Raw genomic sequence first — 13,474 nt, forward strand, 5'->3', positions numbered from 1 at the left:
TGCGCGCAGGCGCCGCGCTGCTCCCGCCCACCGCGCAGACCCCGAGCGCGAACATCCAGAGAGGCTCCAGCATGACGATGACCCCCGAGCAGGCCGGCTGGTTCTCGGGCGTGTTCGACCGCCTCGTGCAGAACATCGACCGCGTGCTCCTCGGCAAGTCTCATGTCATCCGCCTCGCCCTGGTCGCGCTGCTGAGCGAGGGGCACCTGCTGCTGGAGGACTATCCCGGAACCGGCAAGACCTCGCTGGCCCGCGCGATGGCCGAGAGCGTGCGCGGCACCACCAATCGGGTCCAGTTCACTCCCGACCTGCTGCCCGGCGACATCACCGGCGTGAACATCTACGACCAGCGGACCGGGGCGTTCGAGTTCCACCGCGGGCCGGTGTTCGCGAACATCGTGCTGGCGGACGAGATCAACCGGGCGTCGCCGAAGACCCAGTCGGCGCTGCTGGAGGTCATGGAGGAGCAGCAGGTCACCGTGGACGGCGTCCGCCACACCGTGGGCGAGCCGTTCATGGTCATCGCGACGCAGAACCCCATCGAGCAGGCGGGCACCTACCGGCTGCCGGAGGCCCAGCTCGACCGCTTCCTGATGAAGGCGTCGATCGGCTACCCGGACCACGAGGCCACCCTCCGCATCCTGGAGGGCGCCGAACGGCGGGCGCACGAGATCGTCGTCCCCGAGGTCATCTCGGCAGAGACCGTCACCGAGATGGCGGACCTGGCCCGCGGCGTGCACGTCGACCCGACCATCAACGACTACGTCTCCCGGCTGGTGGACGCCAGCCGCTCGGCCGACGAGATCCGGCTCGGCGTCAGCGTGCGCGGCGCGCTCGCGCTCGTCCGCGCCAGCAAGACGCTCGCGGCCGCGTCCGGCCGCTACTACGTGACCCCCGACGACGTGAAGGCCCTCGCCGAGCCCGTGCTCGCCCACCGCCTGGTGCTCGACCCGGAGGCCGAGTTCGAGGGCGTCACGGCCTCCAGCGTCGTCGGCCAGCTCCTCATCGAGGTGCCGCCGCCCAGCGATCGGGCCGCCGTGTGACCAGCACCGTCACCCGCACCCAGGTCGAGCTCACCAACGCACGCGCCCGCATCGTCGGCGAGCGCGACGGCGTGCTCGCCGACGCCATCGTCGCGGTGGTCCGCACCGGCTCCGCGGCCGGCCGGGCGATCGCGTCCGCCGCGCGCGTCCTGGGCGCGGTGATCACGCCGCTCGGCTGGTCGATGCTCGTGGTGACGGTGCTCGCGCTGGTCGGCGGGTACGTCCTCGGCTGGACGGAGGCCGTCGTCGCGGGCTGGATGGCCGTCGCGCTGCTGCTGATCGCCTCGCTCTACCTGGTGGGCCGGATCGCCTACGACGTCGGCCTCAGCCTGCCGACGAACCGTGTGGTCGTCGGCGACAGGGCGCCGGGGGAGGTCACGGTCCGCAACCCCGCGCGCCGGCGGCTGCCCGGGGTGCGCGTGGAGGTCCCGGTCGGCGCCGGACTCGCCGAGTTCGCGGCTCCGGCGCTCGCGAGCGGCGAGGAGCACTCCGACGTCTTCGTGGTGCCGACCAGCCGCCGCGGCATCGTGCCGATCGGCCCGGTCCGGACCGTGCGCGCCGACCCGCTCGGCCTCCTACGCCGCGAGATGGTCTGGGCGGAGTCGCTCGACCTGTTCGTGCACCCGCGCACCATCGCGATCCCGAGCATGAGCACGGGTTTCGTGCGCGACCTCGAGGGCGCGCCGACCCGCGACCTGACCCAGAGCGACGTCGCCTTCCACGCGCTGCGCGAGTACATGCCGGGGGACGAGCGGCGCAACATCCACTGGAAGTCCACCGCCAAGACCGGCAGCTACATGGTGCGGCAGTTCGAGGAGACCCGGCGTAGCCACCTCCTGGTCGCGCTGAGCCTGTCGCAGGCCGACTACGCGACGGAGGAGGAGTTCGAGCTGGCCGTCAGCGCCACCGGATCGCTCGGCGTGCGCGCGATGCTCGACTCCCGCACCGTCTCGGTCGTGGCGAGCGCCGAGACGCCCGACTTCGCCAAGCGCGTGCTGTTCAGCGCGCGGCGGCTGAGCACGGTCGGTCGCGGCCGGCTGCTGGACGACCTGGCCGGGGTGGAGACCGCGGAGTCGGCGCTGCGGCTGCCCGAGCTCGCCCAGGTGGCGAGCGAGGACGCGGCGGGCATCTCGATCGCCTTCCTGCTCTGCGGCTCGACCGTCACGGCGACGCAGCTGCGCGCGGCCGCGGCGCACTTCCCGCTCGGCGTCGACGTGGTCGCGATCGTGTGCGACGAGGGCGCCGTGCCGACGCTGCGGCGGGTGGCGGACCTCAGCGTGCTGACCATCGGCTACCTGGAGGACCTCCAGCGCAGCCTGGCGAAACGGCTTGCCACATGATCGGCCGGCTGCCCTGGCGGTCAGCAGCGCTGGACACCGCGTTAGCGCTGGTCGCGGTCGGCCTCGCGGCGTGGTCGTTCTGGCCGGTGTACCAGTCGGGCGCCTTCGTCACGATGCTGGTGGCGACGCTCGTCCTGGGCGGCGCGGTCGGCGTGCTCGGGGCGACCTTCCGCTGGCCCAGCATCGTCGTGGCCGGCGTCGTCGTGCTGGTCTACCTGGCGACCGGGGTGCAGCTCGCCGTGCCGAGCCTGGCGGCGGGAGGCGGTCTGCTCCCGACCGGTGCGGGCTTCCTCGACCTGGTGCAGGGGACGTGGCTGTCCTGGAAGCAGCTGGTGACCATCTCCGTGCCGGTCGGATCGTACGAGGCGCTGCTCGTGCCCGCGTTCATCCTGGTGCTGCTGGCGTCCGTGACGACGACGACCATCGCCCTGCGGTCGCGGTTTCCGGAGCTCGCCGGCATCCCTCCCGTGGTCGTGCTGATCGCCGGGATCGCGTTCGGGCCGTCTGTGGCCTCCGTCCCGCTCTGGCTGGTGCTCACCCTGTTCGCGCTCCTGCTCGTGTGGAACATCCGGCTGCGGCTGCGCAGGAGGACGGCCGCGGTGCGCAGCCTGCGCGAGCAGAGCGGGCTGACGGTCGAGACCCGGCGGGAGCGCGGCTCCACGGTCGTGCTCACGGCGGCGGGCGCCGCGGTCATGCTGGCCATCGCGGCGGCGGCCGGGATCGGCGCGACGGCGCTCGTGCCGCCGGCGAACGACCGCCAGGTCGTGCGGACGGCGGTCGAGCAGCCCTTCGACCCGCGTGCCTACCCGAGCCCGCTCACCGGCTTCCGGTCGTACTTCGAGCCGGCGGCGGCCGACCAGCCGATGCTGAGCGTGTCCGGCCTGCCCGCCGACGGCCGCATCCGGATCGCGACGCTCGACACGTACGACGGCGTCACCTACTCGGTCGGCAGCGACGCGATCACCAGCGCCTCCGGCTCGTTCGTGCGCCTGCCCTATCGGCTCGACCAGAGCGGCACGAAAGGCGACTCGACGTCGCTGACGGTCACCGTGCGCGGCTACCGCGGGCCCTGGGTGCCCGGCTCCGGCCAGCTGGAGCAGATCCAGTTCTACGGCCCGCACGCCGCGAACCTGTCCGGAGCGTACTTCTACAACGACGTGACGGGCACGGGAGCCGTGATGGCCTCCCTCCACGACGGCGACACCTACCTGGCCGACTCGGTCACCCCGCCGAAGCTGAGCACGGCGCAGCTCGCCAAGGTCGAGCCGGGGTCGGATTCGGTCCCGCGCCCGACCGTCGTCCCCGACGAGCTGCAGTCGACCCTGCAGAAGTACACGGCGGGGGTCACCGGCGCAGGGCCGAAGCTCGCCGCCGCGCTGAAGGGGCTCCAGGCCGACGGTTACCTCTCGCACGGCGTCGGCACGAAGGAGCCGGCGAGCCGCTCCGGCCACGGCGCGGACCGCATCACCGAGCTCCTGACCGACGTGCCGATGCTGGGGGACCAGGAGCAGTACGCCGTCACGGCCGCGCTGATGGCCCGCCAGCTCGGTTTCCCGGCCCGCGTCGTGATGGGGTTCGTCGCGCCGGCCGACGCGCGCGGACCGGTCACACTCCTCGGTTCGGACGCGTCGGCCTGGATCGAGGTCCAGACCACGACCGGCTGGGTCACGGTCGACCCGACGCCGCCGGTGCGTCCGGTCCCGCCGAAGCAGCCGCAGCAGCCGACGGAGATCTCCCGCCCGCAGACGAATGTGCAGCCCCCGATCGACGACACCCCGCAGCAGAACGAGGAGCCGCCGAACGCGCAGGTCGACAGCACCAACCCGCCCGCGCCGAACCCGGTGCTGGAGACGCTGCTGGCGATCCTGACGGTCATCGGCTGGACCGTGCTCGTCCTGGCGGTGATCGCAGCCCCGTTCCTCGCCGTCATCGCGGCCAAGTGGCGCAGACGGTCGCTGAGGAGGTCGGCCCCGACCGCCGCCGAGCGGATCGTCGGCGGCTGGCGCGAGTTCGCCGACGCCGCGGTCGACCACGGCTACGACCCGCCGCCGGCCGCGACCCGGCTTGAGTTCGCCACCACCATCGGCGGCACCCGTGCCTCCGCGCTCGCCCAGGTCGCCGACCGGGCCGTCTTCAGCCCGCTGGCACCCAGCCGCGAGGAGGCCGACTCGGTCTGGAAAGCGGTCGACGCCCTCCGCGGCCAGCTCGATCGGCGCGACACGCGGTGGAAGCGATGGCTCGCGGCGGTCTCGCTGCGTTCCCTCGGATACCGTGGGAGGACGGGAGAAGGGACGAGCAGGCGATGAAGTGCCGGGTGTGCGGAGCGGAGCTCACGGAAGGGACGCTGTTCTGCGGCAACTGCGGGAGCTCGGTGACGGCGTCACGCGTGCGGCCGCCCGAGATGGCCGACTCCCGGCCTTCCGACACCTCGATCGTGCCGCCGCTCGCCAAGCCGCCGCTCGCGCGCTCCAAGCCCGCTGTGGCCGGCCGGTTCCCCGGCGAGGTCGAGCTGGACGAGGACGGCCTGCCGCCGACGGAGGCGATCGACATCGTCCCGCTCGAGAGCGCCCCTCCGGCGCCGCCGGTCGCGCGCGTACGGATCTACCGGCTCAGCTTCTCGACGGGGGAGTCCGTGGAGGTCCGCGGCAGCGGCCTCGTCGGACGCCGCCCGATCACGCAGCCGGGGGAGCACGTCGACCAGCTCGTGGCGATCTCCGACCCGGCCAGGAGCGTCTCCAAGACCCACCTGGAGTTCGGGCTGGAGGGCGAGGACCTGTGGATCTGCGACCGCTACTCCGGCAACGGCACGGTGGCGCGGCCGCTCGGCGGGGTGGCACGGCAGTGCGAGGCCGGCCGGCGCTACCGGGTGGAACGCGGCACGCGGGTCGACATCGGCGACCAATGGTTCGACGTCAGCTGAGCTTCGACGCCAGCTGAGCTTCGACGTGAGCTGAGCGGGTTCTCCGCCCAGCCCACGCCGTGAAGGTCAGACCAGCGCGTCAGCGAGCGGCGCGTCCACGATCCCGTGCGCCTCGGCGACACCGGCGTTGGTGACGCGGCCGTCGTGCACGTTGAGGCCGAGCGCCAGCGACGCGTCGGCGCGCAGCGCGGCCTGCCAGCCGTTGTTCGCGATGGCGCGCGCGTAGGGCAGCGTCGCGTTGGTGAGCGCGTAGGTGGAGGTGTGCGGCACCGCACCCGGCATGTTCGCCACGCAGTAGAACAGCGACTGGTGCACCGTGAAGGTGGGGTCGGCGTGCGTGGTCGGGTGCGAGTCGGCGAAGCAGCCGCCCTGATCGACCGCGATGTCGACGAGCACGCTGCCCGGCTTCATCCGCGAGACCATCTCGTTGCTGACCAGCTTGGGCGCCTTCGCGCCGGGGACGAGCACCGAGCCGATCACGAGGTCGGAGGCCACGACGGCCTTGTCGATCTCGAAGCTGTTCGACGCGATGGTCTTGATGCGACCCGCGTAGAGCGCGTCGAGCTCGCGCAGGCGGGCGATGTTCGTGTCGAGCACCGTGACCTCCGCGCCGAGGCCGACAGCGACGGAGGTGGCGTTCGTGCCGGCGACGCCGCCGCCGAGCACCGTGACGACGGCCGGGTGGGTGCCGGGGACGCCGGGGACCAGGAGGCCGGGGCCGCCGTTGGGCTTGAGCATGGTGTTGGCGCCGACGATCGGCGCGAGCCGGCCGGCGACCTCGCTCATCGGGGCGAGCAGCGGCAGCGCCCGGTTGGGGAGCTGGACCGTCTCGTACGCGATCGCGGTGACGCGGGCTTCCACGAGCGCGCGGGTGAGCGCCTCGTCGGCCGCGAGGTGCAGGTACGTGAAGAGCACCAGGCCCTCGCGGAAGTAGCCGTACTCCGAGGCGATCGGCTCCTTCACCTTGAGGATCAGGTCGCCCGCCGCCCAGGTGGCGGCCGCGTCGGGGAGGATCGTCGCCCCCGCGCCGACGTAGAGCTCGTCGGGGATGGAGGAGCCGACGCCGGCTCCGGTCTCGACGTACACGTCATGGCCGGCTCCGACCAGGTCGTGGACACCTGCGGGCGTAATCGCCACGCGGAATTCGTTGTTCTTGATCTCGCGGGGGATCGCGACCTTCATGGGGCTCCTCAGCTCCTCACACTTCGACGTGATGGTTCGACTTCACCTTAGCTTTCTTCACGGAGGATTTCGATAGCAATCGGATGACCATCGTGCTGATTCCGTAAATTCGGCCTCGAATCAGGGCTGATTTCGTCAGTTCGTCTCGATGCTCATCCGCGCGCCGCACGCTGTGTGCGGTTTCCCCCGTCTTTCGGACGAAACGGAACGGATTTCGTGACGATCATGTTTCGAGATGGACGATTCGCCCTCTGAAGGGTGCGAATCGCACCGGTCCTATGCCAGGATCGACCCACCGCGGCGACACGATGACGTGCTCCGGCGGATCGCCCTCCAGGCAACACCAGATAGACCCGAAGGAGCTCCGCAGTGAATTCAAGGCCACTCCCCAACGACCCGATGATCCGCCAGTTGGTGCAGTCCGCGCGTGCGTCGCAGCTCACCCGCCGCGGTCTGCTGGCCGGCGCGACGGCCGGCGCCGCAGCGCTCGCGCTGGCCGCCTGCTCGACCGGAGGCGCGTCGGGCAAGCCCACACCGGCGAAGGACCAGTCCTCCACCGACAAGACGATGACCTGGGCCAACTGGCAGGCGTACCTCGATCAGGACGAGAACGGCAAGTACCCGACGCTGGAGGCCTTCCAGAAGCAGACCGGGCTGTCGGTCAAGTACGACGTCGCCGTGGACGACAACAACACGTACTACGCCAAGGTGAAGGACCAGCTCGCGCTCGGCAAGGACATCGGCGCCGACACCGTCTGCCTCACGGACTGGATGATCGCCCGGTGGATCCGGCTCGGCTACGTCCAGAGCTTCGACTCCTCGGCCATCCCGAACAAGAAGAACCTGACCTCGAACCTGGTGCAGGTCGATTTCGATCCCGGCCGCACCAAGTCACTGCCGTGGCAGAGCGGCTTCGCGGGCATCTGCTGGAACAAGTCGAAGCTGCCGAACGGCCTGAAGTCCATCGACGACCTCTGGAAGCCCGACCTCAAGGGCAAGGTCGGCGTCCTCAGCGAGATGCGCGACACCATGGGCCTGCTCCTGCTGCAGCAGGGCGTCGACATCTCCCAGAAGTTCAGCGACGACGACTACAACAAGGCCATCGACACCCTGACCAAGGAGGTCAACGACGGCCAGATCCGCAACATCAAGGGCAACTCGTACCTCAACGACCTGAAGTCCGGGGACACCCTCGCAGCGATCTGCTGGTCCGGCGACATCACCCAGCTGAACGCCGAGGCCGGCGACAACTGGCAGTTCGCCATCCCGGAGGCCGGCGGCACGCTGTGGAGCGACAACTTCGTCATCCCGATCGGCTCGACCCGCAAGGCCAACGCCGAGAAGCTGATCGACTACTACTACGAGCCGGAGGTCGCCGCCGAGGTCGCCGCGTGGGTGAACTACATCACGCCGGTGCAGGGCGCCAAGGAGGCCGCGGTCAAGATCGACCCGAAGCTGGCCGAGAACCAGCTGATCTTCCCGGATGAGGAGACCCTGTCGAAAGTGAAGATCTTCCGCACCCTGACGCCCGCCGAGGAGCAGAAGTACCAGGCGTCGTTCCAGAAAGTGATCCTGGGGGCCTGATGCCGAAGGGAGTCTTCGCCGAGTCCGGCGCCGACCTGCAGCTGGCCGGCATCACGAAACGGTTCCCCGGCTTCACCGCCATCGAGAGCCTCGACCTCACCATCCCCGCCGGGTCGTTCTTCGCCCTGCTCGGACCCAGCGGCTGCGGCAAGACGACCACGCTGCGGCTGGTGGCCGGGCTGGAGGAGCCGACGGAGGGCCGCATCCTCATCGGCGGGAAGGACGTCACCGCCACCAAGCCGTTCCAGCGGCCGGTGAACACGGTGTTCCAGAGCTACGCGCTCTTCCCGCACATGACCATCCTGGAGAACGTGGCGTTCGGCCTGCGCCGCCGCCGCATCGGCGACCCGGTCGCCAAGGCGCACGAGGCCCTGCGGCTGGTCGAGCTCGACCATCTGGCGGCGCGGCGACCGTCGCAGCTGTCCGGCGGCCAGCAGCAGCGCGTGGCGCTCGCCCGCGCGGTCGTCAACCGGCCGGCGCTGCTGCTGCTCGACGAGCCGCTCGGCGCACTGGACCTGAAGCTCCGCCGCCAGATGCAGCTGGAGCTGAAGTCCATCCAGACCGAGGTCGGCCTGACCTTCGTGCACGTCACCCACGACCAGGAGGAGGCCATGACCATGGCCGACACCGTCGCGGTCATGAACAAGGGGCGCATCGAGCAGATGGGCGCTCCCGAGGTGCTCTACGAGCTGCCGGCGACGGTCTTCGTGGCGAACTTCCTCGGCCAGTCCAACCTGTTCGCCGGTCCTGTGCTCGACAGCGCGGGCGACACCCTCGGCGTGGAGGTCGGCGGCCGGCGCATCCAGGTGCCGCGGGCGCGCGCCCAGCGCAGCACCGGGACGGTCACCGTCGGCGTCCGCCCGGAGAAGCTGACGCTGCACGCGGGGGAGCAGACCATCCCGTCCGGCGCCAACCGGCTCGGCCCCGGCCGGGTCATCGACGTGTCGTTCAGCGGCGTGAGCACGCAGTACCTCGTCGACGTGCCGGGCCTCGGCTCGGTGATCGTGTTCGCGCAGAACCTCGCGAGCGGCCCGGCCGCCGGCTTCGGCGACGAGGTCTGGGTGTCGTGGGAGGCCTCCCACACCTTCGTGCTGGCCGACGACCTGCCAGCGGATGGACGGTTCGCCGACGACACCGACACGCAGGCGGTGGCGGCGCAGGCGAAGGAGCGGCTGCTGTCCGAGCTGGAGGAGGCGTAGATGGCCATCGCCGCCTTCACCGGCGCCCCCGCGACGCAGGACCAGGAGCCCGCGGCACGCCGGAAGTCGGGGATCGCGCTGGTCCTGCTGCTGCCCGGTGTGCTCTACCTGGTGCTGTTCTTCCTGACGCCGCTCGTCTCGCTCATCATCACGTCGTTCCAGGCGCCGGCGCCGGAGGGCGACATCGGGCAGTACGTAGCGGCGTTCCAGTGGCAGAACTACACCGACGCGATCTCGGAGTACTGGCCGCAGATCCTGCGCTCGTTCGGCTACGCGCTGATCGCCACGGCCGCGGCGCTCGTGATCAGCTACCCGCTGGCGTACTTCATCGGCGTGAAGATGCGCGCGAAGCCCGTGCTGCAGAACCTGCTGATGACGCTCGTCATCGCGCCGTTCTTCATCAGCTTCCTGCTGCGGACCCTCGCCTGGAAGTCGATCCTGAGCGACGACGGCTGGGTGGCGAGCTCGCTCAAGGCGATCAGCGTCCTGCCGCCGGACGCGCACATCACGGGCACGCCGTTCTCGGTGATCTTCGGCCTGACGTACAACTTCATCCCGTTCATGACGCTGCCGCTGTACTCGACGCTGGAGCGGCTGGACACCCGGCTGCTGGAGGCCGGCCGCGACCTGTACGCGAGCAACTGGATGACCTTCCGCAAGATCACCATCCCGCTGTCGATGCCCGGCATCGTCTCCGGGACGCTGCTGACCTTCATCCCGGCCGCCGGCGACTACATCAACGCGTCGCAGGACTTCCTCGGCGCCGCCGACACCTCGATGATGGGCAACGTCATCGAGAGCAACTTCCTCGTGCTGCAGAACTATCCGGCGGCGGCCGCGATGTCGGTCATTCTGATGGCCGTCATCCTGGTGATCGTCGGCTTCTACGTGCGGCGGAGCGGGACGGAGGACCTGCTGTGACGACGACGATCTCTCGGCCCACCGCCCAGGCGGCTCCGCGCAGGCGGTTCCGGTTCCAGGGCCTCGGGCTCGGCGTCTACGCCTTCCTGGCGCTGGCGTTCCTGCTCATCCCGATCGTCTACACGTTCGTGTTCTCGTTCAACGACGCGATCAAGAACAACATCGCCTGGCGCGGGTTCACCCTCCGGAACTGGACGAACGTCTGCGACGCGGCCGGCATCTGCGACGCGTTCGCGGCGTCGATCATCATCGGCATCGTCTCGACGGTGATCGCCACCGTGCTCGGAACGATGATCGCGATCGCGCTGATGCGCTACCGCTTCCGGTTCCGGTCGCAGACCAGCCTGCTGCTGTTCCTGCCGATGGCGAGCCCGGAGGTCGTGCTCGGCGCCGGCCTGGCGGCGCAGTTCCTGAGCCTGGGCGTGAACAAGGGCTTCGGGACGATCATCATCGCCCACGTGATGTTCTGCATCAGCTTCGTGGTGGTGACGGTGAAGGCGCGCGTCGCGTCGCTGGACCCGGCGCTGGAGGAGGCGGGCCGCGACCTGTACGGGTCGCCGAACGCGGTGTTCTGGCGGATCACGTTCCCGCTGCTGCTGCCGGGCATCCTGTCGGCCGCGCTGCTGTCATTCTCGCTGAGCTTCGACGACTTCATCATCACGAACTTCAACGCCGGCGCGGTGACGACGTTCCCGATGTACATCTACATCGCGGCGTCGCGCGGCATCCCGGCGCAGGCGAACGTGATCGCCTCGGCGGTGTTCATCCTGACGATCCTGGTCGTGCTGATCACCCAGCTCACCGCCGCCGCCCGCGCCAAGCGCCTCGCCCGCGCCACGCAGTAACCCTTTCGCCGAGGGGCACCCAAACGCCCTCAAAACGCGGTTTTAGGGGCGTTTACGTGCCCCTCGGCGGAGGTCAGGCGGCGTAGGAGGCGCGGATCTCGCCGACGGGGACGCCGTTGCCGAGGACCGCGAGGTCCAGCTTCGGGGCGACGGCGTCCACCGCGGCGCGCTCGATCGCGCCCGCGTCGGCGAGCAGCGACAGCGCGACGATGGAGGCCGCGCGCAGGCTGCCGTCGAGCACCTTCAGCGTGACGGTCGTGCCGTCCGGCGCCGCCATCACCATGACGCCCTCCGCGCCGAGCTTGGCGAAGACTCCGAGCTCGTCGATCACCACGGTGTTGGCACGGCCGGGGCCGTCGATCGCCCAGCCGTTGGCGAGCACCGCGGTGCGCAACACCGCGGCGTTGCGGTAGAGCGCGAAGGGCGAGCCCTCCGACGCGGTGCCGATCCGCTGGATGCCGCGTGCGAGCGCCAGCAGCGACATCGCGTGCACGGGCGCGCCGCAGCCGTCCACGCCGGTCGCGACGACCTTCTCGCCGGTCAGCCGCTCCGTCGTGTCGCGGATGTGCTGCTGCAACGGGTGCTGCTGGCTCAGGTAGCTCTCGATCGGCCAGTGATTGACCCGGCAGGCCAGGAGCATCGCCGCGTGCTTGCCCGAGCAATTCATGAACACCGGGCTGCGCTGGGCGCCGTCGCGGATCGCGTTCTCGCGTGCGGCGCTGTCGAGTGGCCAGTCCGCGGGGCAGTGCAGGGCGTCCTCCGTGAGCTGGGCCTGCGCGAGCAGCCCGCGGACCACCGAGATGTGGGCCGGGGTCCCGGCATGGCTCGCGGTGGCCAGCACGGCTCCTGCGCCCTCCAGCGTCACTCCGGCACCCATGACCGCGACGGCCTGGAACGGCTTCAGCGACGAGCGCGGGAACACCGGCTTCTCCGGCGCGCCGAGCGAGCGGACGACGTCGCCGTCCGGGCCGAGCACGACGGCCGACCCGGCGTGGCGGGACTCCACGAAACCGCTGCGCTCGACGACCGCGAGCTCGACCGCCTCGGCGGTGCCGAAGACCTCCGGCGTCACAGCGCGGCGAACGCGTCGTCGAGGACGGAGATGGCGTCCGCGATGAGCTCGTCGCTCACGGCGAGGCTCGGGAGGAAGCGGAGCACGTTGCCGAAGGTGCCGGCGTTCAGGAAAAGGATGCCGCGCTGCGCCGCGAAGGCGATGATCGCGTTGACGGCCTCCGGGTTCGGGACCTTGGTGGTCTCGCCGGTGCCCGGCTGGACCAGCTCGATCGCGACCATCGCGCCGATGCCGCGCACGTCCCCGATGATGTCGTACTTCTGCTTCAGCTCCTCCAGCGCCGGCTTCAGGGCCTTCTCGATGCGCGCGCCGTGGCCGAGGAGGTCGCCCTTCTCCAGCTGCTCGAAGACCGCGATCGCGGCCGCCGCGGCGACCGGGTTGCCGCCGAAGGTGCCGCCGAGGCCGCCGGGCTGGGCGGAGTCCATGATCTCGGCGCGGCCGGTGACCGCGGCGAGCGGGAGGCCGCCGGCGATGCCCTTGGCGCTCAGCACGAGGTCGGGCACGAGCCCGAAGTGCTCGCTGGCGAAGTAGGCGCCGGTGCGCGCCATGCCGCTCTGGATCTCGTCGGCGATGAAGACGACGCCGTTGGCCGTGCACCACTCCTGCAGCGCCGTGAGGTAGCCCTCGGCCGGGACGACGAAGCCGCCCTCGCCCTGGATCGGCTCGGCCACGAGGCAGGCCAGGTCGGTCGCGCCGACGACCTTCTCGAGGTAGGCGATGGTGCGAGCTGCCGCCTCGGCGCCGCTGAGGCCGTCGCGGTACGGGTAGGAGTTGGGGGCGTGGTAGACGTCGCCGGCGAACGGGCCGAAGCCGGTGGCGTACGGCATGGCCTTGTAGTTCATGGCCATCGTGAGGTTGGTGCGGCCGTGGTAGGCGTGGTCGAGCACGGCGACGGCGCGGCGGCCGGTGTGCTTGCGGGCGATCTTCACGCCGTTCTCCACGGCCTCCGCGCCGGAGTTGACCAGCACGGTCTTCTTGGCGTGGTCGCCGGGGGTGTGCGCCGCGAGCAGCTCGGCGACGCGCACGTACTCCTCGTAGGGCGTGATGGTGAAGAGCGTGTGGATGACGTCCTGCAGCTGCTCGGCGGCGGCCGCGACGACAGCGGTCTCGGTGTGGCCGACCGTGGTCACGCCGATGCCGGCGCCGAAGTCGACGAACTGGTTGCCGTCGACGTCGACCAGGATGGCGCCGTTCGCGCGGGCGATGTAGACGGGCAGGGCCGATGACACGCCGGTCGGGACCACGGCGAGCCGGCGCTGGTGCAGCTCCTGAGACTTCGGGCCGGGGACGGCGGTGACGATGCGGCGTTCTTGCTCCACGGTGAACGTGGGCGTGCTCAGGGTGTCAGTCATGATGCTGGCCAGTTTA

General features: G+C 70.6%; 11 protein-coding genes. 8 read left to right on the plus strand and 3 right to left on the minus strand.

Annotated features, from left to right (window positions below; all coding sequences use genetic code 11):
* Window positions 1-71: 71 nt before the first annotated feature.
* Genes F1C12_RS02945 through F1C12_RS02960 form a run of 4 tightly spaced genes read left to right on the plus strand, consistent with a single transcriptional unit; the run spans window position 72 to window position 5,303 of the window.
* A complete protein-coding gene (locus tag F1C12_RS02945) occupies window positions 72-1,043 on the plus strand; it encodes an AAA family ATPase (protein WP_185278749.1) in 972 nt (323 codons plus the stop codon).
* Window positions 1,040-2,383 (plus strand): DUF58 domain-containing protein, encoded by a 1,344-nt coding sequence (locus F1C12_RS02950; RefSeq protein ID WP_185277362.1) that lies wholly within the window; start codon window positions 1,040-1,042, stop codon window positions 2,381-2,383. Before F1C12_RS02945 ends, F1C12_RS02950 begins: the two co-directional genes overlap by 4 nt.
* Window positions 2,380-4,689: a transglutaminase domain-containing protein gene (locus F1C12_RS02955; protein ID WP_185277363.1), complete on the plus strand. Its 2,310-nt coding sequence runs from the start codon at window positions 2,380-2,382 to the stop codon at window positions 4,687-4,689. The genes F1C12_RS02950 and F1C12_RS02955 overlap by 4 nt, the downstream gene beginning before the upstream one ends.
* Entirely contained in the window at window positions 4,686-5,303 is a 618-nt protein-coding gene (locus tag F1C12_RS02960) for a zinc ribbon domain-containing protein (RefSeq protein WP_185277364.1), read from the plus strand. Before F1C12_RS02955 ends, F1C12_RS02960 begins: the two co-directional genes overlap by 4 nt.
* 66 nt (window positions 5,304-5,369) lie before the next feature.
* Here the strand turns inward: F1C12_RS02960 and ald are convergent, their stop codons facing one another.
* A complete protein-coding gene (gene ald, locus F1C12_RS02965) occupies window positions 5,370-6,485 on the minus strand; it encodes an alanine dehydrogenase (protein WP_185277365.1) in 1,116 nt (371 codons plus the stop codon).
* A 399-nt stretch (window positions 6,486-6,884) separates the two neighbouring features.
* Here ald and F1C12_RS02970 point away from each other — a divergent pair, with 399 nt between their 5' ends.
* From F1C12_RS02970 to F1C12_RS02985, 4 genes are read left to right on the plus strand one after another with little or no spacing between them, the layout of a single operon-like run.
* Window positions 6,885-8,069, plus strand: coding sequence for an ABC transporter substrate-binding protein (locus F1C12_RS02970; RefSeq protein ID WP_185278750.1), 1,185 nt, complete (start codon window positions 6,885-6,887; stop codon window positions 8,067-8,069).
* Window positions 8,069-9,268 (plus strand): ABC transporter ATP-binding protein, encoded by a 1,200-nt coding sequence (locus F1C12_RS02975; RefSeq protein ID WP_185277366.1) that lies wholly within the window; start codon window positions 8,069-8,071, stop codon window positions 9,266-9,268. The genes F1C12_RS02970 and F1C12_RS02975 overlap by 1 nt, the downstream gene beginning before the upstream one ends.
* Window positions 9,269-10,189 carry an ABC transporter permease gene (locus F1C12_RS02980; protein WP_185277367.1) on the plus strand — a complete coding sequence of 307 codons (921 nt, stop codon included), beginning with the start codon at window positions 9,269-9,271 and terminating at the stop codon, window positions 10,187-10,189.
* Window positions 10,186-11,034: an ABC transporter permease gene (locus F1C12_RS02985; protein WP_258046090.1), complete on the plus strand. Its 849-nt coding sequence runs from the start codon at window positions 10,186-10,188 to the stop codon at window positions 11,032-11,034. The genes F1C12_RS02980 and F1C12_RS02985 overlap by 4 nt, the downstream gene beginning before the upstream one ends.
* Before the next feature lie 73 nt (window positions 11,035-11,107).
* Here F1C12_RS02985 and F1C12_RS02990 read toward each other — a convergent pair whose 3' ends face one another.
* Together F1C12_RS02990 and gabT are read right to left on the minus strand one after the other, a co-directional pair.
* Entirely contained in the window at window positions 11,108-12,106 is a 999-nt protein-coding gene (locus F1C12_RS02990) for an asparaginase (RefSeq protein WP_185277368.1), read from the minus strand.
* Window positions 12,103-13,458 (minus strand): 4-aminobutyrate--2-oxoglutarate transaminase, encoded by a 1,356-nt coding sequence (gene gabT / locus F1C12_RS02995; protein ID WP_185277369.1) that lies wholly within the window; start codon window positions 13,456-13,458, stop codon window positions 12,103-12,105. Before gabT ends, F1C12_RS02990 begins: the two co-directional genes overlap by 4 nt.
* Window positions 13,459-13,474 lie beyond the last annotated feature (16 nt).

The sequence above is a fragment of the Leifsonia shinshuensis genome (assembly GCF_014217625.1).
GTDB classification, from domain to species: Bacteria; Actinomycetota; Actinomycetes; order Actinomycetales; family Microbacteriaceae; genus Leifsonia; species Leifsonia shinshuensis_A.

Excerpts from the sequence above, each read along its gene's own strand:
- F1C12_RS02945 (WP_185278749.1), top strand. The coding sequence starts at position 72 with ATGACGATGACCCCCGAGCAGGCCGGCTGGTTCTCGGGCGTGTTCGAC.
- F1C12_RS02980 (WP_185277367.1), top strand. The coding sequence starts at position 9,269 with ATGGCCATCGCCGCCTTCACCGGCGCCCCCGCGACGCAGGACCAGGAG.
- F1C12_RS02955 (WP_185277363.1), top strand. The coding sequence starts at position 2,380 with ATGATCGGCCGGCTGCCCTGGCGGTCAGCAGCGCTGGACACCGCGTTA.
- F1C12_RS02960 (WP_185277364.1), top strand. The coding sequence starts at position 4,686 with ATGAAGTGCCGGGTGTGCGGAGCGGAGCTCACGGAAGGGACGCTGTTC.
- F1C12_RS02975 (WP_185277366.1), top strand. The coding sequence starts at position 8,069 with ATGCCGAAGGGAGTCTTCGCCGAGTCCGGCGCCGACCTGCAGCTGGCC.
- F1C12_RS02970 (WP_185278750.1), top strand. The coding sequence starts at position 6,885 with ATGATCCGCCAGTTGGTGCAGTCCGCGCGTGCGTCGCAGCTCACCCGC.
- ald (WP_185277365.1), bottom strand. The coding sequence starts at position 6,485 with ATGAAGGTCGCGATCCCCCGCGAGATCAAGAACAACGAATTCCGCGTG.
- gabT (WP_185277369.1), bottom strand. The coding sequence starts at position 13,458 with ATGACTGACACCCTGAGCACGCCCACGTTCACCGTGGAGCAAGAACGC.